This window comes from Pseudarthrobacter cremeus (assembly GCF_051857465.1).
Taxonomy (GTDB): domain Bacteria; phylum Actinomycetota; class Actinomycetes; order Actinomycetales; family Micrococcaceae; genus Arthrobacter.
Genome location: NZ_JBPZHC010000003.1, coordinates 286,663 through 304,768, shown reverse-complemented (window position 1 = coordinate 304,768; position 18,106 = coordinate 286,663). Strand labels below are relative to the sequence as shown.

Below are 18,106 nucleotides of genomic sequence, written 5' to 3'. Positions count from 1 at the left end.
AGGCCCCTGCCTCATCGGATGGCCGTCCGGTCAACCCTGCATTTTTCCGGTCGACACCTGGCGGTCAGCCTCCGGCATCTGCGGTGTAGGCAACTTCCTCGGACCTGGCGCACTCGCCGTTTCGGTTTGGCTTCGGGTCAGCGCGAAACGGGTGGCCGTCGCTTTACCACCAGCGCCGAGCACCCCGCCAAGGACAGCGGTCGATGCCACAAGCGAGGGATCGGCGCTGGCCGAGACAAGTCTGGCGCCGTTTTCGTAGTTGCCGAGGTTGTGGCCGGGCCCGAGGCCCATGTCCTCCCCCTCTGGAGTGTGGGCAGGGCCATTGAGCGTCACGGTGACCCTGTTCCGCGCGTCAGGACCGGGTGTTCCGTCCGTTCCCGGAACCCAGTCCTGCCTGTGCTCCAGGTGCAGGGTGCTGACGCCCGCCGCCGGTGCGATGCCACCCACCGGGGAACCGGCGGTGAGCACATACTTCATGTCGAACTCCTTGAGAAACAGCTCATCGGCTGCAAGGTTCATTGCATGGATTCCACCTTGGCTGTAGCCCACGGCCACCACCGGCGCCCCGGTTTCGGCCCCTGCAGCACGCAGGGCCTGCAGGACGGCAGCATTGATTTCCTTGGAACGATGGCCTAGCCCTTCGCCGACCCCTGCTTCATCAAAGGGGTTGCTTCCTCCCATCTCACCCGCGGTCTGGGTGCCGGGGATGACCACCACATAGGCTTTCTCTCCCCCGTTATCCACCTCGATGACTTCGATGTAGCCGTCGCCGCGTTCATTGACTATCCGCGCCCGTTCCAGAAGTGCCGCAGGAGAACCGTCGAACTCGATGGGCAGGCTCTCCTTCCGGTCCGCCGTGACGGGACGCGGCTCCAGGACCCGGATGTACTGCCCAGCCGCACCGGTGAGCAAGGGAACGGCAGCTGCTATGTGCCTGCCGGCAGCCAGATCGGCCCCCACCGCCATGGCAAAGCGTTCCGGTGAGACTGTCAGGAGGATCCCCAGTGCCAACGGGCCGACGATTTGTTCCGCAACTTCCCTATTGGGAGCATGGCCCAGCCAGAGATCTCCCGCCTGCCGACCAAGGGTCCCGGGGTTCCCGAGCCCGGCACCAGTTCCGCGCGAAAGTCCCGCCAACTCTTCTGCGGCCTCGTAGTCGCGCTTGCTGGCCCGCACCTGGCTGCTGATCCGTTGCAGCTCGTCGCGGACAGCCCGGACGCTCCACTCGGCTTCGCCGACGGACAGCAGCGCCATGGTTCCCGTGGGCCGCGAATCGTTCTGATAGATGCCCAGGTCTTCCCGGATGCGGTGCACTTCCACTTCCACGGCGGCCAGTTCGTCGGCAAGATCGTCGAGCTTGCCGGCCCCGCGGATGAGTTCCTCAAGCTGGAAAGTGATGCCTCCGATACCGCCCCTGATTTCCAGCTCCCCGTCAGTTGCAGGCCCACTGAGCCGGATGGGGCCGCCGCTGCCGGAGGGCGTTACCTCGGCCATCAGTACCGACCGGCCGTTGCTCCGTCCGGCGATGCAACCTCCCTGGCATGGCGGTGCACCGCAGCGGATGCCTCTTGCATCCGCACCCGTGCCCTGCCGAGCGCCACCTCCTGCAGGGCCACGGAATTCCGGTATGCCCGCCCGGCCGGTGACTGCCAATCGAGCAGCTGGATCTCGCGGAAGCTGCACGAAACACCTTCCACCCGCTCAATGCACCTGGCTACGCGCGTTGCCAACTGCAGAACCTCATAGGCGCGCGACATACATGCCCCCATGTCCGGTGTCCCCAAGTCCGCACTCATGCCCGTTCCTCTCGCCCGTCACGTGGTGATGAAAGTGCCCACATCTGTGTTGACCGTCCCGACGCTACGGAACCACGACCGCGCGCAGGAAGCACCGGCGTCGGCTATGTGGACAAGTCACACCAGGTCGCCGCTAAGCGGCGCCAGGGAGTTCGTGAAAGAATCAGCACATGCCTGAAACTGCCGCCCCAGCTGATATCCGCACGCCCTCCGGACGCCTGGCCCTCGCCGCGTCACCGGAGCAGATCGCCCTGGGCCCGCTGGACGGCCGCTACCAGTCCGCCGTCGCTCCCCTCGTTGACTACCTGTCGGAGGCGGCACTGAACCGCGATCGTGTGGCTGTCGAAGTCGAGTGGCTCATCCACCTGACCAGCAACAATGTCCTGCCGGGAGCCGGACCCCTCAGCCAGGAACAGCAGGACCGGCTCCGCACAATCGTCACCGAATTCGACTCCGCCTCAGTCTCCGAACTGGCCGAAATCGAGGCCGTGACGGTCCACGACGTCAAGGCCGTGGAGTACTACATTGGCCGCCGCCTCCCCGCCATCGGCATCGAACACCTCACGGCGATGGTCCACTTCGGCTGCACCTCCGAGGACATCAACAACCTCTCCTACGCCCTCGGCGTCAAGGGCGCTGTGGAGGACGTGTGGCTGCCCGCCGCCCGCGCCCTCGTGGCCCGGATCAGCACCATGGCCGCGGACAACCGCTCGGTGCCCATGCTGTCCCGGACCCACGGCCAGCCCGCCACGCCCACCACACTGGGCAAGGAACTGGCCGTCATCGCCCACCGCCTGACCCGCCAGCTGGACCGGATCGCCAAGACGGAATACCTGGGCAAAATCAACGGCGCCACCGGCACCTACGCCGCCCACGTGGCTTCGGTTCCGGGCGCGGACTGGCAACAGGTCTCCAAGTCGTTCGTCGAGGGCCTCGGCCTGGCCTGGAACCCGCTGACCACCCAGATCGAAAGCCACGACTGGCAGGCGGAACTGTACGCCGACGTCGCGCGGTTCAACCGCATCCTGCATAACGTCTGCACTGACATCTGGAGCTACATCTCGATCGGCTACTTCGCCCAGATCCCCGTCGCCGGCGCCACCGGATCATCCACCATGCCGCACAAGGTCAACCCGATCCGGTTCGAAAACGCCGAGGCCAACCTGGAGATTTCCTCCGGCCTGCTGGACGTCCTCGGCTCCACCTTGGTGACTTCCCGCTGGCAGCGCGACCTCACTGACTCCTCAAGCCAGCGCAACATTGGCGTGGCGTTCGGCCACTCCCTCCTGGCCATCTCCAACGTGGCCAAGGGCCTGGACCGCCTCGATGTTGCCGAAGACGTCCTCGCCGCGGACCTTGACACCAACTGGGAAGTCCTTGGCGAGGCCATCCAGATGGTCATGCGCGCCGAGGCGATTGCCGGCGTCGAGGGCATGGAAAACCCGTACGAACGGCTCAAGGACCTCACCCGCGGCCAGCGCGTGGACGCCGCCCGCATGCAGGAATTCGTCCAGAGCCTGGGCCTCTCGGCCGAGGCCGAAGAGCGGCTGCTGGCGCTCACCCCCGGAAAGTACACCGGTATCGCCGATCAGTTGGTGGACCACCTCAAGTAGGAGGGGCCGCACAGCACATATGCTGCGGCCCGCTGGCGGTGCTGAACGCTCAGCCAACATGAATTACGACGCCGGCACGGGGTTGTGCCGGCAGTGCGCCTCGGGTGCGAAACTGGACTCATGAAGCTGCTCCTCATCCGTCACGGCCAGACTCCCGGCAACGTACTGGGCCAGTTGGACACAGCCCATCCGGGGCCTGGGCTGACCGAACTCGGCGAACGGCAGGCCGAGGCGATGGCACGGTCGCTGGTTAATGAACCGATCGGCGCCCTCTTCGCCTCAACGCTCCTGCGGACCCAGATCACCGCTGCCCCGCTTTCCCGGCTGCGTGGGCTTGAGATCGAGGTGCTGGACGGACTGCACGAAATTGAAGCCGGGTCGCTGGAAAAGCTGACGGACAAGGAATCGCACAAGCACTACATGGGAACGGTGTTTGCGTGGGCGGCCGGCGACCTGGACCGGAAAATGCCTGCCGGCCCCGACGGCCACGAGTTTTTTAGCCGGTTCGACGCCGCCATCACCGTGATTGCTGAACGCACTTTCCGCGATGGCGACGAAGGAGTGGCCGCCGTCGTCAGCCACGGCGCCGCGATCCGCACCTGGGCAGGGCTTCGGGCAGACGGCGCAGATCACGAGTTCGCTGCCAAACATGTGCTGTCCAACACGGGAATTGTGGCCTTGGAGGGGGATCCCGACACCGGCTGGAAGCTGATCCATTGGGACGGGAGCCCGGTGGGCGGCCTCGCGCTGGCGGACCCCACGGCTGAGGACCCCACTGGCCAGGAAAAACCCAGCTAAGCCAGCAGCCGCTGCCGGTTGCCTGGGAACCGCGCGCTCCGCAGGCGGCGGTGAGTGAAATCGGGGTATGAGACCGCCGGGAGCAGCCGCCCAACCCAGGCAGCAGCTTCGGCGGCCGTTGGGCGATCCCGGGGATCCATGGCCGTCAGTGCCCGAAGCAGGGGTTCCCATCCCGGGCCCAGGTTCTGCGGAATCTCCGGGTTCCGGAGCGTCCGGGCAACCAGGGATTCAACTGCCGTGCCGGGAAACGACTTCTTCCCCGTCATCAGCTCAAGGAGGACAAGCCCCATGGCGTAGACATCCCAGGCAGGCTGCGCAGCGCCACCGGAGGCCTGCTCCGGGCTCATGTAGTGGACGGTTCCCGATGAGATGCCGGGCTGGGGCGCGGCTCCCAGCTGTGAGGCGATGCCGAAGTCGACGAGTCGCACAGGACTGCGCCGGAGGCCACTGAGCATGAGGTTTGCCGGCTTGATGTCGCCGTGCACCAGGGCGTTGGTGTGGATGTGATTCAACGCTTCGAACATGCCCACTGCCCAGGGCGCCACTTCCGCCGGGCCGCGGGGACCAGTCCGGATCACCCCCAGAAGGCTTGTACCAAGAGCCAGTTCTTCCACCAGGAACGGCCGGTCCGCAAGGGGTCCGCCGGCAGGCATGATGCCTTCGGCGATGAAACCGATGATGGAGGGGTGCTCGAGGGCCGCAAGAACCCGGGCTTCGTTGTGGATGCGTTCCTGGGCCTTCGGGCCGGGCTCCGCTGCGACTTTCACAGCCACCTCACGGTTCTCCGCGCGGTCAATGGCTCGAAAAACCACAGCCAGCGAGCCGCGGCCCAGGCGTTCCCGCAACTGAAAACGATCGGTGTCGGCGGCCGGGCCGGCGGAAACCCTCACAGGCCAAGGTGCATGGCCGCTGGGGCCATGTCGGCATCAAATCCCCGCGCTAGCGCCGGCGGGATCCAGGCATCGAGTTGAAACCCGCAACCGCAACGCCATACCGGCGGCAGCTGGACGGGAGCCTCGGTTTGATCGAACGAGTAGCCGGCAGCCTCATCGCCGAGGGCGGGGATCACCAATTCCATGGGCTCGCTGCAATGAAGCGGCGCGCTGCCTTCCCGTGCAAAGGGTTGTTCGTCGAACAGGAAGTCAATCTCGGAACACGGTGCAAAAGTGACCAACGGACTCACGACTCCATCTCAACGGACTGAACAATCGTAAGCATACATATATGTAGTTCAACTAACTAGTCCGGCGAGGTACTTTCTTCAAGGGGGTTCCGCCGCTCGCCTTCCAGCGCCTCCGCCATGCGCCGCAGAAAGTCCACCACCACGCGGGCATCCTCCGCCGACAGCCCCTCGGCCACCGCCATCATGCGACGATGCATACCTCCCAGGGTTAACCTGACTTCGCTGTCCGACTCGGCAGTGGGAACGACCACGACAGAACGGCGGTCCGTTGGATGCGGTTCACGCCGCACATGGCCACTCTCCACCAGACGGTCGATCAGGGACGTTGTGGAGGCGCTGGTGATGCCCAGGAACCGGCTCAGGTCCTTCGGAGCCGTCCTGCTGCCGGACGCCTGGACGCGCAACAGGTACCGGAGGGCAAGGATGTCCGTTTCGCCCATCCCCATGGAGTCCCGCGTAGAGCGCCGGAGCGCAGTTTCGGCGGCGCGATAGTCCCTCAGCGATTTCAATACGGCTGCGCTGTAGTCCAACTGTCCGTCAGGCCCGTACCAGTACCCGGAACCCTCATTGTCGATGGAAGCCATGCCATAACACTAGCCCGTCTTATATCTAGGCTTCCATGCAAAGTCGCTTTATGAGAGCCCCGCGAAGCAGCGCCGGGTTATCAGTTTGCTTACTCCAAGGAAACACAGCGTTAACGGTGTCCTCCTAGGCTTGATAGGCATAGCCCTTCGCCACCTTCGAGTTCGCCGGAATCGAGGCAGTCATGCAGACCAATCCCCGTCTCAGCATCAGATCCGTCACGTGGTCCAACCCAGTGGGGGCTGATCTGCGCAGGGCACAGCAGGCCGAACTTGATGCCCGCTTCGGTACGCCTGACCACGAACCGGGCACCCCGCCGTCGGGCGCTGACTGTGCAGTGTTCCTGGTGGCGTACGACAAAGCCTCCGGGCAGCCGGTGGGGTGCGGCGGCCTCAGGCTCCTGGACGGCGTCACTGCGGAGATCAAGAGGCTCTACGTACTCCCGTATACACGGGGTTCGGGAGTGGCCAGCTCCATTCTCGCGGCGCTTGAGGCGGAGGCCTACAAACAGGGCATCACCCGGGTCAAGGCCGAGGCAGGCTCGGCGCAGCCGGATGGCCGCAATTTCTACCAGAACTCCGGATTCGAACCCGTCCCCAACTTCGGTGCCTACATCGGGGTGGCTCACTCGTACTGTTACGCCAAGGCAATCGATTCCCACAGCGCAGCGCACACCGCCATGGCCTGAGCGGGAGGACCCTGCGCCGTCACACTGCCTCCGCCACTGCGCACCGCGTCCCGCCGTCGGCTAACCTCGCCGTATGGAATCCGCTGACATCACCTTCCGCACCCGCAAGTGGGTACGCCCTGAGGACCTCAACGCCAACGGGACGCTCTTCGGCGGAAGTCTGCTGAAGTGGATCGATGAAGAGGCTGCGATCTACGCGATCCTGCAACTCGGAAACGGCCGCGCTGTCACCAAATACATTTCCGAAATCAACTTCGTAAGCTCCGCCGTCCAGGGCGACCTGATCGAGATGGGCCTGACGGCAACCCGCTTCGGCCGGACGTCACTGACCATGCGGGCGGAGGTACGCAACATGATTACGCGCCAGAGCATCCTGACCATCGAGGAGATCGTGTTTGTGAACCTCAACCAGGCAGGCAAGCCGGAACCGCACGGCTACACCGAGATCACGTATGACCGTGACAGGATCCCCACGCACCACCTGACGGAGACGCTCGAACAGGACTGAGGGTCCGACGACGGTCCACGCGAGGGTTTTCCGTCCGTTTACCTCCCGCACGCAGAACGTTTCAGTGCTCACACCAGACTGATAAGCCGGGCTGTTTATCAAATCGATAGCAATAGACGCTTCTATTCGACGCGCCCAGCTATAGGCTTGCCGAACAATGCTCCGGTCCGCTCCAGTCCAGAAATGAGTCCTGATCGTGCGAAAATTCCGTACCTTGGCCACCGCCGTCGTCGCCGCCACCCTGCTTGCCGGTTGCGGGGGCGGATCCCCTACCCCGGCCACGTCCGGTGATGCCTCGTCCGCGCCCGCCGGTGCTTCCGGCGAAACCCTCGTCATCTACACCAACTCCAATGGTGAAGGCCGTGGCGACTGGCTGACTGCTGAGGCTACCAAGGCGGGCTTCAAGGTGGAGGTGGTGGGCGCAGGCGGGGCGGATGCCACGAACAAGCTGATCGCCGAGAAGAACAACCCCATCGCCGATATCGCCTTCGGGTTGAACAACATGTACTTCGCCCAGATCAAGGCCGAAGGTGCGCTTGAGCCGTACAAGCCGGCCTGGGCGGGTGACGTGGACCAGGAACTGGGCGACGGCGAGGCCTACTGGCCGCTGGTAAAGCAGGCCATTCTCCTCGGCTACAACTCGGACAAAATCAAGGCTGATGCCGCCCCGAAGGACTGGACCGACCTCTGGACCAAGGACGAATTCAAGGACCGCTACGAGCGCGTCACCGGAATGGGCACCGCCACTGCGCAGCTCGTGTTCGCCGGCATCCTTACCCGCTACAAGGATGACTCGGGTGAACTGGGCATCTCGGATGAAGGCTGGAAGCAGGTGGAGCAGTACTTCAAGAACGGCAGCCCGGCCGTAGCGAAGACGGACCTGTTTGCCCGCATCGCATCCGGCCAAGTGGACATGGGCCAGATGCCGTCCTCGATCATCACCGAACGTGAGAAGACCTTCAAGGTCAACGTGGAGACTGTCATGCCGTCGGTCGGAGTTCCGCTTGCCGTGGAACAGATCGCCATGGTCAAGGGAACCGACAAGAAGGAAGAGGCCCAGAAGTTCATCGACTGGTACGGCAGCGCCGAGGTCCAGGGCGCATTCGCCAAGAAGTTCAACTCGATGCCGGTCAACAAAGTCGCGGCAGAACAGGCCAACCCCGAGGTTGTGGACTTCTTCGCCAGCCTCAAGCAGCAGGACATCGACTGGGACTTCGTCCAGGAAAACATGGGCCCGTGGGTGGAGAAGATCGAACTCGAGTACATGCCGTAGCAGTCCCCGCCCGTCCCGTTCCATCCAGTCCCACCCAGACAGGCTCCGTCATGATCCGCTTGGACAACATCGAAGTTACCTTTGGCGATTTCATTGCCATTCCCAACCTTGACCTGCACGTCAGGCCCGGCGAGTTTTTCACCTTGCTCGGTCCGAGCGGGTGCGGCAAGACAACGGCGCTGCGGACCCTGGCGGGGTTCATTGAGCCGTCCAAGGGAACTGTCCAGGTGGACGGGAAGAACGTGACGAAACTGCCCAGCGACAAGCGCCAGGTGGGCATGGTCTTCCAGAACTATGCCCTGTTCCCCAGCATGAGTGTGTGGGAAAACATCGCGTTCGGCCTCCGGGTGCGGAAGGAAAAGTCGGCTGAGAGCGACCGCCTGGTGCGCGATATCGCGCACCGGGTGGAGCTCAGCGATGAACAGCTGCACAAAAACGTGGCCGAGCTTTCGGGTGGCCAGCAGCAGCGCGTGGCAGTGGCCCGCGCCCTGGTCCTCAAGCCCAAGATCCTGCTGCTGGATGAGCCGCTGTCCAACCTCGATGCGAAGCTCAGGCACCAGCTGCGGCAGCAGCTCAAGGACCTGCAGAGCGAGTTCGGGATCACCACGGTCTATGTCACCCATGACCAGGATGAGGCCCTGGCCATGAGCGATCGGGTGGCTGTTTTCAACAAGGGCGTGGTGGAGCAGATAGGAACACCGCAGGACATCTACGACAATGCGGCCACGGAATTTGTCTGCAACTTCATTGGTGACAGCTCGGTCCTCACCGCCGGGTTTGTGGCGGAGGTGAACAGGGTGTCCGGTGAGGAACTCAGCACGGACGCCAGCTCCTACCTCCGGGTGGAAAAAGCCTCCCTCACACCGCCGGCGGACGGAGGCGCCGCCGTCGGACTTTCCGGACAGGTGGTCTCGCGCACGTACCACGGCCTTCACAGCCGCTACGTGGTCCGCAGCCACGGCGCGGACATCCGGCTGCTCGTCAAAGAGGACGGCGGCGCGCAGCCCGAGCCGGGGGCGGCCACCACTGTCTATGTCCAGCCCAACCACATTCTGCAGTACCACCCGGATACCGGGCTGGCCCTGGACAGGCAGGGCGAACCAGTGGCCATGCCATGAGCGCGCCTTCCTCCACCAAAGGCATGCTCCGCTCCCCGTTCGTACTGATCGTCGGCGTGATCCTCACATGGTTCATCGCGGCGTTCCTGGTGTGGCCCAACCTGAACGTCCTGATGGTCACGTTCTTTCCGGACGGCAACTTCTCCGGCCGCGCCGCGGAAAAACTGTTCTCATCGCAGCGGGCCATGAAGTCCCTGGGCAACAGTTTCCTCCTGGCCGTGGCACTGTCCATCACCGTCAACGTAGTGGGCATCTTCATTGTGCTGGTCACGCATTACTTCAAAATCCGCGGATCCAGGATCCTGTTCCTGGGCTACGCCTCGACGTTCATCTACGGCGGTATTGTGCTGGCCGCGGGCTACAAGTTCATCTACGGGGACAAGGGGATCGTCACTTCGCTCCTGGTGAAGGTCCTTCCCGGGATGGACCCGTCCTGGTTCTCAGGTTTCTTCGCCGTGCTGGTGGTGATGACGTTCGCCACCACAACCAACCACATGCTGTTCGTGGCCAACGCGCTCAAGGGCGTTGACTACCAGACCATCGAGGCGGCCAGGAATCTGGGCGCCTCAACATGGACCATCCTGCGCCGGATAGTGCTGCCGATGCTCAAACCCACCCTTTTCGCGGTCACCATCCTGTCCTTCCTCACCGGCCTCGGTGCCCTCAGCGCTCCCCAGGTGCTGGGCGGGCGGGACTTCCAGACCATCACCCCGATGATCCTGACGTTCACCAACAGCCCCACTTCACGGGACCTGGCCGCCCTGTTGGCCGTCATCCTGGGCGTGGCCACCATCCTGATGCTGGCCGTGATGTCCCGGCTGGAGAAGGGCGGCACCTACTTCTCGGTGTCCAAGGTCTCCTCAGCGCTGCAGAAACAGCAGATCACCAGCCCGGCAGCGAACGCCACAGTCCATATCCTGGCCTACCTGCTGTTCGCGATCTACACCCTTCCGGTGGTCCTGATCGTGCTCTACTCGTTTGCTGACGGTGCCGCCATCCAGACCGGCCAGATCTCCTTCGGCAGCCTGACCCTGGACAACTACATCCATGTCCTGACCCAGCCTTCGGGCCTCCGGCCGTTCATTGTCAGCGTCATCTACAGCGCACTGGCGGCGGTCATCGCCGTGGGTGGGCTGCTGTTCGTGGCCCGCCTGCTGCAGAAGTACAAGAACTGGGTCAGCACGGTGTTCGAGTACCTGCTGCACATCCCCTGGGTGCTTCCGTCAGCGCTGCTCGCCCTGGGCCTGATCCTCAGCTACGACCACCCGAATCCCCTGGTGGGCGGGGCGGTCCTCACCGGGACCACGGTGATCCTGCTGATTGCTTTCGTGACAGTCAAGATTCCCTTCACGCTGCGGATGCTCAAAGCCTCTTTCGCCTCGGTCAACTCCTCCCTGGAGGAAGCTGCAGCCATTATGGGCGCCAAAACGCTGTACGTCTTCCGTCGCATCCTGCTCCCGCTGGTCCTGCCTGCCGCCGCCGCCATCACGGCCCTGAATTTCAACAGCATGCTGGACGACTACGACACCGCGATCTTCCTGGCGCACCCCCTATTCCAGCCGCTGGGCCTGGTGATCAAGGCAAACACCGACGGCGCAGAAGGGGTCCAGGGGGTGGCCAACACCTTCGTGTACACCGTGCTGCTGATGGTGATCACGGGCGTGACCATGTACCTCGTCTACGGCCGGTCCAGCCGCCGCGGGACCTCGGGGAAGCGGGCCGGCGTGGCGGTGGCCCCAACGGTTCCGGGTCCAGTCCTGGCTGAGGTTCCGGGCGGCAAGGAGCCTGCCGCGCCCGTGCGCTGATTCCCGCGTCAAATGCGGTGAGCAGCCTTGCCCCAACCGGCGCCGATTCGGGCTGATTACCTGCCAGTTCCGACGGCGGTGCGTGCTGTGCGCCGTCCGGCCTGGGCCAGGAGCCGGTCCCGCAGCGGCTGGGCAGTCTCGGCGAGAGCCACCCGCCCCATCGCCGAAGATGCCAAGCGTATGCCCTGGGTGCGGAGCCGGCGCGAGCGGTCGTAGGTGCGCAGCGCCTCTGCGCGGGGCCGGGTATTGAGCAGGCCGGCCAACGTGACTGCGTCCACCAGCGATTCACAGGCGCCGCGTCCGAGGTTGGGCGTCATGGCATGTGCGGCGTCGCCGATCAGGACGGTGTTGCCGCGGACGTAGGACCGCAGCAGGGGAGTTGTCCAGATCCGCTGGGCCAGCGAGAGTTCGGGCGTGGCCCCCTCGAGCACCTGGCGGATGGCGGGCCCGTGCTCTGAGAAGCGCTGCCTGACCTCCTCGAGCGTTGACGCGACATTGATGCCGGTGGGCCCAATTTCGGAACGGTAGCTTGCGAACCACAGGGTACCGGTAGCGATGGGACCGATGCCGAACAGGTCCCCACGGCCCCAGTACTCTCCCACATGGTCAGGGTTGACGGGTACCGGGACGACACCGCGCACTGCGAGATAGGGCGTGAGCCTCGCGCCGGTCCGTACGCCCCACAGGTCCCGGCGGACGGCACTGTGCACGCCATCCGCACCCACCACCAGATCTGGTCCTGACGTAACCGTGTCCACCCGCCTGGTGATCCGGCGGACTGAGGCCGGGACAGCGGCGTCAAGCAGGCGCAAAAGGTCCACGCGGGAGACGGCCACCGCGTCCGCGCCGTCGATACTGATCCAGGGAGCTCCAGCGGCATTTCGGAGGGCCCCGCTGCGGACAGCCGGGCTGCACCGCCTGACGTCCTCGAGGATACCCACCGTTTCCAGCGCCCGCTGCGCACTGGGCCACATGGCCAGCACCGTTCCAACAACCGGCAACCCGGGCCGCTTCTCATAGACAGTGACGTCGAAGCGGCTTTCATCCAGGCAAGCCGCGAGGGCAAGGCCGGCTATGCCGCCGCCAATGATCGAGATCGATTCCATGCGACCCATTTTACTACTTTTGTAGTGAAGCGGAAGATCCCACTTAGACTTGATGAATGCCTGATCGCCGGACGCTACTCATCGATGCCGCCTTGAACGTCGTGGCGGATAAAGGAATGAAGGGCCTGACCCACCGTTCGGTGGATGCCGCCGCGCAGCTTCCGGAAGGGACGACGTCGAACTACTACCGGAACCGCGCAACCCTGGTGCAGGCCGTGCTGGACCGGTTGGAGCAGCTGGACGTCGAACTGCTCCAGCGCCTCGGCCCCACCGGGCCACCACAGGATACCGGGGAAATTGCCGAGCAGTTGGCCGCCCTGGTCATGGCCCTCATGCGGCAGCACGCCCCCCTCACGCGAGCCCGCCTGGCACTCTCACTGGACCGGCCCGAGGCCGTGACGGCCGGACATTACCGGCTGGTGGGCGGCCTGGAGCAGACCCTCGCCGGCCTGGGCGTCCCCGATGCAGGTGTGCGGGCCCGCGATGTGTCCGACTACGGGGACGGCCTGTTGCTCCACCTTCTGACCGCGCGCCGCGACGAGCAGCCGGACCAAGCCGCAGTGGCAAACGCGATCCGGAGGCTGCTGGGACCGTGACGCTCTGGCGCCTACTGCGCCCCGGGCCACCCCGTGTAGGCCTCGGCCAGGTAGGCCATGCCGTGCTTCGATGAGACCACGGAGTTCAGTTCGCCGAGCTGGCGGGCCCGGGAGAAGTCGTCCGCGTCGGTGGGGGTGTGCAGCATGGTGGTCATCCAGTAGGAGAACTGCTGGGCCTTCCATACCCGCTCCAGCGCGCGGTCGCTGAAGGAATCCAACAGTGCCGTGGAACCGTTGCCGTAGAACGAATCCAGCCCTTCGAACAGGACCTTGACGTCATGGATGGCCAGGTTCAGTCCCTTCGCCCCGGTGGGCGGAACCGTGTGGGCTGCATCGCCGGCCAGGAACATGTTCCCGTAGCGCATCGGGGTGTGCACAAAGCTGCGGAAGGGGAGCACCATCTTGTCGATGACCGGCCCTTCCTTGAGCTCAAACCCATTGCCGTTGACCCGGCCGCGGAATTCCGCCCAGATCCGGTCATCGTCCCATTCGGCCACGTTCTCCTTGGGATCGCACTGGAAGTACATTCGCTGCACCGTAGGGGTGCGCTGGCTGATGAGGGCGAAGCCGTTGTCCGAGTTGGCGTAGATCAGCTCGTCTGAGCTGCGCGGGGCCTCGGCCAGGATGCCAAACCAGGCGAACGGGTACTCGTGGAAGTACCACTTGCGGTGCGCCTCCGGGATCTGGAACCGGCAGTGGCTGCGGGAGCCGTCCGCACCCACCAGGAAGTCGGCCTGGATCTCGAACTCCACACCGTCCGCGTCCGTGAACCAGACCTTCGGCTTGCCTTCCAGGTCATGCACCGTGGTGTCGGTGACGCTGTACCGGACATCGCCGCCGTCGGCCTTCCGCCGGGCGGCGAGGTCCAGGAAGACGTCCGTCTGCGGGTAGAGCCACACGGACTCTCCCACGAGTTCCTTGAAGTCGACGCGGTGGCTTTCGCCGTTGAAGCGCAGTTCAATGCCGTCGTGCCGGTCACCGTCGCGGAGCACGCGGTCCGACGCGCCGCTTTCCACCAGCATGTTCACGGTGCCGTGCTCGAGGATGCCGGCGCGGACGGTTTCGGAGATCTCCTTGTGGCTGCGGACCTCGATCACGGTGGACTCGATGCCTGACTTGGCCAGCAGATGGGAAAGCATCAGCCCTGCCGGGCCGGCACCCATGATGGCAACTTGGGTGGTGATGACTTTGCGTGGGGCCATGACTTGTCTCGCTTCGTTGCGGGACTCCTGGCAGACAGGAGTCGGTGGTTGCGTCTGCTAACAGTGTCCGCCGGTAGCCGTCCCGCCCCAAAGGCCGCTTCCGTTCAACGGAAGGAGAATTTTCAGTTCTCTGTCAGTTGCCTCGCGATGCCACGGGCGGCGGTCTGAAGGGCCGGGACCAGCGCCTGCAGGCGCATCTCCTTCAAAGGAACGACGACGCCGAGCGCCGCCACTGCACGCTGCCTTCCGTCCAGCACCGGGACGGCAATGCCCCATGTATCCGGATCAACGACGCCGGCCAACTGGGCGAACCCCTGGTGGGCGGTCTCGGTCAGGAGGAGCCTGACGGCGTCCGGAGTGATCTTTCCGGCCGGATCCTTGAACTGTTTGAGGTAGTCCCCCTGCCGGGATTTTTCCTGGTGCGCCATCAGGGCAAGACCTGCCGAGGAGACATGAACCGGCATCCGGCCGGCCACTCTGGCCCTGTTTGCAACGGACCCGCGGCGCGACATCCGCTCCACGAACAGGGCTTCCCAGCCGTCAAGGACCGCCAGGTTAACGTTCTGGTTGAGGACCTGATGGATGTCCTCCATAAAGGGAAGGGCAGCCTGCCGCAGTGCCAGTGTGGGCGAATTACGGTTCACCAGTTCCCACAGCCGCAGGCCGAGCCGGACGCTACCGCCGTCGCCGGTTTCCAGGAGCCCATGGGCTGACAGCTGCCGCACGATGCGGTGGGCGCTGGTGAGGGGCAGCCCGGAGCGGGCGGCGAGCTCGGAAAGCTGGAGGCTGTTGACCCCTTCGGGGAAGGCGGAGATCACCCGCACTACGCGGTCCACAACAGAGTCCCCGGATGTCGAATTGGCCATGGCTGCTGCTTCCGTTCAATGGTGCGTTTTGTTTCCAGACTACATCCGGCGCAGCCGCCGCCAGGCCGCAGGAGCCAGCACCACGCCCACACCCACGGCAGCACCGATCACCGTCTCGATGATCCGGTCCCTGAGCAGGATAGTGGGCGACGCCGGCACCACCAGCAGCGTGGAGATCAGGGCCAGGGGTGTGACGAAGACCTGCGCCAGCAAGTACTGCCGGATGATAAACATCTCCGCTCCGAACTGGCACAGGGCCATCACCAGCACTGTCTGCCACGGTTCCAGGCCGAGCAGCAGGATGGCCGCGAGCACCACGAGGCCCAGAACCGTCCCGATGATCCTCTGGACGCCGCGGCGGATACGGTGCCGCGTGGTGTGCCCCACCAGCGGCACCACGGCGGCCACCATGGCCCAATAGTTATGGCCGAATCCCAGCCACTGGCCCGCCAGGGTGGCGAGGGAGCCTGCCAGGCCCGCAGCAACAAGGTAGCCGAGGCCTTCCAGCCAGGCGGCCCGCCTCTCGCCAGGAGCGCGCCGGATGGGCTGCGGCCGTACCCAGGGTGTGCGGTGGCTGGGGACGATCCGTGCCGAAAAGCCAATCACCAGGGACAGCGCCGTGGTGAGCACGGCAACCAGCATCCCCTCGCCCAAGGGTGGCTGGTTGGGGATGGAGGCGATGGCTGCGAAGGCGAAGATGTGGAACAGCGAGCCGCCCGGCCGGAGCCGCAGCAGGGAAATCACCAGGGAGCAGCCGCCGGCCACCAACGTCGTGGCCAGGACCGTGAACCACGTGGCCGCCATCCCGTCCAGCCCCCAGGCGCCGCCCAGCCGGGCCGCGAGGGCTGCCAGGAACATGACCAATAGCATCAGTAGACCCGCCCGGAGCTGCAGCGCGAAGCGGGTGCCATGGGGTTCCCCGCGTCCATAGATCCCCGTGAAGGCGCCGAACGACGCGAAGATGGCAAGATCCAGCCTGCCCAGCAGCACCAGGGTGATCAGGGGCACAAACACTCCCACGGCGCATCGCAGGGCGGGATGGTGGTCCTTGTTGCCGGGGGCAATGCTGAACATTTCAGCGAGGAACTTCACCTCTAGATCCTATGTCCCGGAGCTTTCGCACAATCGGAACGGCAGGGCAACACCCCCGAAACACCGCCCTGTGACTCTAAGGACATGAAGGACTCCGGGGATACGAAGCCTGCTGCCGCCAATCCTGCCGCCGCCGACCTGAGCTGCGAAGTCTGCGGACTCATGCCCGAACCCACCAAGACCCGCCTGACCCTTGCCAACATCGCGGTGATGCTCCCGATAGAGCTGCTGGTCCACGCCCTGGTGGTGGAAACGCACCTGCCGTATGTGGCGAAAGTCCTGGTGCTCACGCTCACGGCAACCGCGCTGGTCATCTGGGTGGCGGAACCCTCCGCAGCCCGGATCCTGCGTGGCTGGCTGCATGCGCCGGCGCTGAAACTCCGCAGGAAACTGGGCACCGCACCGGCCTTGTGGCGGGCCCGCACGGTCATGCAGGACACGCCCGGCTCCCTGCATAAGGTCACCCAGGCTTTGGCCCGTCTGGACACCAATATCCTGAGCATCCACGTCCATCCCGTGCCCGGTGGGGTACTTGATGAGTTTGTGCTCTCCGCTCCGGGGAACCTCAGCGAACGCCAGCTGCTGGAGGCACTGCACGACGGCGGCGGGTCGCGTTCCCAGGTCTGGCCCACCACGGCCCTTGCCATGGCCGACGGGCAGACCAAGGCGCTGAGCCTTGCGGCCCGGATCGCCGGCGCCCCGGACGAACTGCCGCTGGCAGTGGCCGAGCTGCTCCGCGCCCGGATCCTCACCCCGGCAGAGGCCGTTCTGGAAAAGCACGACGCCGGTACCCGGCTGAAGATCCCCACCGCCTGGCACGGGCCCATCACCTTCGCCCGTCCCGGCGAGCCGTTCACGCCCGCCGAATCAGCCCGGGCCCACCGGCTCGCCGAGCTCGCGGAAATCCTCGCCCACCGGCCGGCGCCGCTGCCCAGTGAAAGCTAGTTGGCCGCCATCCGGATGGTCAGGGCCTCGGGATCCATGGTCATGACCACGTGCTTGCCGTCGCCCTCGTGGTCGCCGTCGAGCTGGTAGTCGTCGTTGTGTTCCAGCGTGATCTCCACGGATTTGCCCTGGAAGTATTCAACGGAGGTGTCCTGGCCCTTGCCTTTGCCGATCATGCCGGCGATCACCGAGAACCAGCCGAGCTTCCCCTTCGGGGCGAGGACCACCACATCCAGGAGGCCGTCGTCCACCTTGGCGTCGGGGAAGATCTCCAGGTTGCCCTGGACCTTGCCGCAGTTTCCCACCATCACGCTGCGGACCCCGCGGTGGACCACGTCCTTGCCGTCAACAATGATGGTGGCCTTGACGGGCTTGCCGGGCAGGTTCCGGATGCCGGCGTCCACATAGGCCAGCCAACCCACTTTGTCCTTGAGGTCCTCGTTGGTGTCAGCCATGATGGTGGCGTCGTACCCCACCCCTGCCATGACCAGGAACACCTGTTCCTTGTCCGGGTCGTTCCGGACCGCGCGGACAACGTCGATTTTGCGCTCCCAGCCGGTCAGGGCACCCACCATGGCGCCTTCGACGTCGGTGACGTCCATTCCCAGGTTGCGTGCCAGCAGGTTTCCCGTACCCAGCGGCAGCAGCCCCATCGGGATGCCGGTGCCGGCGAGTACCTCAGCGACGCACCGCACGGTGCCGTCCCCGCCGGCCGCAATGACGACGTCGGCCCCCTGCTTGAGTGCCTCCTTCGCCTGGCCTACGCCGGGGTCATCCTTGGTGGTCTCCAGCCAGATGGGCTCGCCCCAGCCGTTGTTCTCGGAGTGCTTGGCCATCAGGCCGCGCACGTCCATCTCCACGGGCTTGGCGGGGTTGATGATGACGGCTGCGCGCTTGAGGGTAGTGGAGCTCGTATCTGACATGGTGTCCTTCGC

General features: G+C 64.9%; 19 protein-coding genes. 9 read left to right on the top strand and 10 right to left on the bottom strand.

What is annotated here, in order from left to right:
* Positions 1-30: 30 nt before the first annotated feature.
* Both ACS5PJ_RS08015 and ACS5PJ_RS08010 read right to left on the bottom strand, forming a co-directional pair.
* Positions 31-1,494 (bottom strand): hypothetical protein, encoded by a 1,464-nt coding sequence (locus ACS5PJ_RS08015; RefSeq protein ID WP_439434383.1) that lies wholly within the window; start codon positions 1,492-1,494, stop codon positions 31-33.
* A complete protein-coding gene (locus ACS5PJ_RS08010) occupies positions 1,494-1,796 on the bottom strand; it encodes a hypothetical protein (RefSeq protein ID WP_439434382.1) in 303 nt (100 codons plus the stop codon). Before ACS5PJ_RS08010 ends, ACS5PJ_RS08015 begins: the two co-directional genes overlap by 1 nt.
* A 170-nt stretch (positions 1,797-1,966) precedes the next feature.
* Here ACS5PJ_RS08010 and purB point away from each other — a divergent pair, with 170 nt between their 5' ends.
* On the top strand, positions 1,967-3,409 hold the full coding sequence (gene purB, locus ACS5PJ_RS08005; protein WP_439434381.1) for an adenylosuccinate lyase: 1,443 nt from the start codon (positions 1,967-1,969) through the stop codon (positions 3,407-3,409).
* Between the two features lie 120 nt (positions 3,410-3,529).
* Entirely contained in the window at positions 3,530-4,207 is a 678-nt protein-coding gene (locus ACS5PJ_RS08000; protein WP_439434380.1) for a histidine phosphatase family protein, read from the top strand.
* On the opposite strand, the gene ACS5PJ_RS07995 is transcribed toward ACS5PJ_RS08000, so the two are convergent.
* The 3 genes from ACS5PJ_RS07995 to ACS5PJ_RS07985 are packed head-to-tail and all read right to left on the bottom strand — an operon-like array spanning position 4,204 to position 5,974.
* Positions 4,204-5,097 (bottom strand): serine/threonine-protein kinase, encoded by an 894-nt coding sequence (locus ACS5PJ_RS07995; protein ID WP_439434379.1) that lies wholly within the window; start codon positions 5,095-5,097, stop codon positions 4,204-4,206. The genes ACS5PJ_RS08000 and ACS5PJ_RS07995 overlap by 4 nt on opposite strands.
* On the bottom strand, positions 5,094-5,390 hold the full coding sequence (locus ACS5PJ_RS07990) for a hypothetical protein (protein WP_439434378.1): 297 nt from the start codon (positions 5,388-5,390) through the stop codon (positions 5,094-5,096). Before ACS5PJ_RS07990 ends, ACS5PJ_RS07995 begins: the two co-directional genes overlap by 4 nt.
* 56 nt (positions 5,391-5,446) lie before the next feature.
* Entirely contained in the window at positions 5,447-5,974 is a 528-nt protein-coding gene (locus ACS5PJ_RS07985) for a MarR family winged helix-turn-helix transcriptional regulator (RefSeq protein ID WP_439434377.1), read from the bottom strand.
* Between the two features lie 182 nt (positions 5,975-6,156).
* Here ACS5PJ_RS07985 and ACS5PJ_RS07980 point away from each other — a divergent pair, with 182 nt between their 5' ends.
* From ACS5PJ_RS07980 to ACS5PJ_RS07960, 5 genes are all read left to right on the top strand, one after another.
* Entirely contained in the window at positions 6,157-6,660 is a 504-nt protein-coding gene (locus ACS5PJ_RS07980; RefSeq protein ID WP_354148970.1) for a GNAT family N-acetyltransferase, read from the top strand.
* 73 nt (positions 6,661-6,733) lie between these two features.
* Complete coding sequence (locus tag ACS5PJ_RS07975) at positions 6,734-7,168, top strand: acyl-CoA thioesterase (protein WP_439434376.1); 435 nt, start codon at positions 6,734-6,736, stop codon at positions 7,166-7,168.
* Between the two features lie 196 nt (positions 7,169-7,364).
* On the top strand, positions 7,365-8,441 hold the full coding sequence (locus ACS5PJ_RS07970) for an extracellular solute-binding protein (protein ID WP_439434375.1): 1,077 nt from the start codon (positions 7,365-7,367) through the stop codon (positions 8,439-8,441).
* Positions 8,442-8,491: 50 nt separating this feature from the next.
* A complete protein-coding gene (locus ACS5PJ_RS07965) occupies positions 8,492-9,559 on the top strand; it encodes an ABC transporter ATP-binding protein (protein WP_439434374.1) in 1,068 nt (355 codons plus the stop codon).
* On the top strand, positions 9,556-11,364 hold the full coding sequence (locus ACS5PJ_RS07960; RefSeq protein ID WP_439434373.1) for an ABC transporter permease: 1,809 nt from the start codon (positions 9,556-9,558) through the stop codon (positions 11,362-11,364). The genes ACS5PJ_RS07965 and ACS5PJ_RS07960 overlap by 4 nt, the downstream gene beginning before the upstream one ends.
* A gap of 56 nt (positions 11,365-11,420) precedes the next feature.
* On the opposite strand, the gene ACS5PJ_RS07955 is transcribed toward ACS5PJ_RS07960, so the two are convergent.
* Positions 11,421-12,470 (bottom strand): FAD-dependent monooxygenase, encoded by a 1,050-nt coding sequence (locus ACS5PJ_RS07955; RefSeq protein WP_439434372.1) that lies wholly within the window; start codon positions 12,468-12,470, stop codon positions 11,421-11,423.
* Positions 12,471-12,526: 56 nt separating this feature from the next.
* Here ACS5PJ_RS07955 and ACS5PJ_RS07950 point away from each other — a divergent pair, with 56 nt between their 5' ends.
* Positions 12,527-13,066 (top strand): TetR/AcrR family transcriptional regulator, encoded by a 540-nt coding sequence (locus ACS5PJ_RS07950; RefSeq protein ID WP_439434371.1) that lies wholly within the window; start codon positions 12,527-12,529, stop codon positions 13,064-13,066.
* Positions 13,067-13,077: 11 nt separating this feature from the next.
* Here the strand turns inward: ACS5PJ_RS07950 and ACS5PJ_RS07945 are convergent, their stop codons facing one another.
* From ACS5PJ_RS07945 to ACS5PJ_RS07935, 3 genes are all read right to left on the bottom strand, one after another.
* On the bottom strand, positions 13,078-14,268 hold the full coding sequence (locus tag ACS5PJ_RS07945) for a 4-hydroxybenzoate 3-monooxygenase (RefSeq protein WP_439434370.1): 1,191 nt from the start codon (positions 14,266-14,268) through the stop codon (positions 13,078-13,080).
* 122 nt (positions 14,269-14,390) lie between these two features.
* Positions 14,391-15,134, bottom strand: coding sequence for an IclR family transcriptional regulator (locus tag ACS5PJ_RS07940; RefSeq protein WP_439434369.1), 744 nt, complete (start codon positions 15,132-15,134; stop codon positions 14,391-14,393).
* Positions 15,135-15,173: 39 nt separating this feature from the next.
* Positions 15,174-16,226: an FUSC family protein gene (locus ACS5PJ_RS07935; protein WP_439434368.1), complete on the bottom strand. Its 1,053-nt coding sequence runs from the start codon at positions 16,224-16,226 to the stop codon at positions 15,174-15,176.
* Positions 16,227-16,310: 84 nt separating this feature from the next.
* Between ACS5PJ_RS07935 and ACS5PJ_RS07930 the strand changes: the two genes are divergently transcribed.
* On the top strand, positions 16,311-17,171 hold the full coding sequence (locus tag ACS5PJ_RS07930) for an ACT domain-containing protein (protein ID WP_439434367.1): 861 nt from the start codon (positions 16,311-16,313) through the stop codon (positions 17,169-17,171).
* On the opposite strand, the gene ACS5PJ_RS07925 is transcribed toward ACS5PJ_RS07930, so the two are convergent.
* Positions 17,168-18,094, bottom strand: a complete 927-nt coding sequence (locus ACS5PJ_RS07925) for a diacylglycerol/lipid kinase family protein (protein ID WP_439434366.1) — start codon at positions 18,092-18,094, stop codon at positions 17,168-17,170. The two genes, ACS5PJ_RS07930 and ACS5PJ_RS07925, sit on opposite strands and share 4 nt — an antisense overlap.
* Positions 18,095-18,106: the final 12 nt, after the last annotated feature.